At 69.1% G+C, this 1,246-nt stretch carries 1 protein-coding gene; it reads right to left on the bottom strand.

The window, feature by feature from the left end; genetic code table 11:
* Nucleotides 1–56: 56 nt before the first annotated feature.
* Nucleotides 57–1,246, bottom strand: a 1,190-nt coding sequence (locus tag ACWCQ1_RS52115; protein ID WP_451030137.1) for an IS256 family transposase, incomplete at its 5' end; no start/stop codon positions are given.

Raw genomic sequence — 1,246 nt, 5'->3', positions numbered from 1 at the left:
GGTCACGTCCGCTGGAGTGGTGTATCGACGGCCACTCGGTGATCTCGTCTTTGAGGCTATGCGGTGAGTTCGGTGGGCAGGACGGTGTCGTCGGTTTCTGACTCGATCGGGTGGAGTCGGGCCTTGGCGAGGAGTTCGCGGCCCATGTAGCGGCGGGCTTCGGTCCACTCGTCGTTCTGCTCGGCCAGTACCGCGCCGACGAGTCGGATGACGGCGGTGCGGTCGGGGAAGATGCCGACCACGTCGGTGCGGCGGCGGATCTCCTTGTTCAGCCGTTCCTGCGGGTTGTTCGACCAGATCTGCCGCCAGATCTCCCGCGGGAAGGCGGTGAAGGCGAGCAGGTCGTGCTGGGCGGCGTCCAAGTGGGCTGCGGCCTTGGGGAACTTGGCTTCCAGCGCGTCCAGGACGTGGGTCATCTGTGCTTGGACCGCGTCGGTGTCGGGCTGTTCGAAGACCGTCCGCAGCAGGGTGGCGACCCAGGGCTGGGCCGACTTCGGCACCTGGCTCAGCAAGTTCCTCGCGTAGTGGGTGCGGCAGCGCTGCCAGGACGCGCCGGGCAGGACCGCGCCGATGGCGTCGACGAGGCCGGCGTGGGCGTCGGAGATGACGAGCTGGACACCGGACAGGCCGCGGGCGATCAGGGAACGCAGGAAGGCGAGCCAGCCGGCGCCGTCCTCGGCTGTGGCGACCTCGAGACCGAGGATCTCGCGGTGGCCGTCGGCGTTGACGCCGACCGCGATCAGCGCGTGGACGTTGACGATGCGGCCGCCCTCGCGGACCTTCTGCGTGAGCGCGTCGACCCAGACGAACGAGTACGGGCCAGCGTCCAGGGGCCGGTTGCGGAAGGCTGCGACCTGCTCGTCCAGGTGCTTGGCCATCGCACTGACCTGGGACTTCGACAACTGCGTCACCCCGAGGGACTCGGCGAGCTTCTCGACCCGGCGGGTGGAGACACCGAGCAGGTAGGCGGTGGCGACCACCGAGACCAGGGCCTGCTCGGCCCGGCGGCGGCGCTCGAGAAGCCAGTGCGGGAAGTAGCTGCCCTGCCTCAGCTTGGGAACGGCGAGCTCGACGGTCCCGGCGCGGGTGTCCCACTCGCGTGGGCGATAGCCGTTGCGGTGGTTGACCCTTTCGTCGCTGACCTGCCCGTATTCGGCGTTGCAGAGGGCGTCGGCCTCGGCGGACATGAGGGCGTCGGCGAATGTCTTGATCATCGCACGCAGCAGATCGGGACTCGCCGCGGCGA

This window comes from Streptomyces sp. NPDC002144 (genome assembly GCF_053593695.1).
This window is presented reverse-complemented; position numbering and strand designations above follow the sequence as displayed.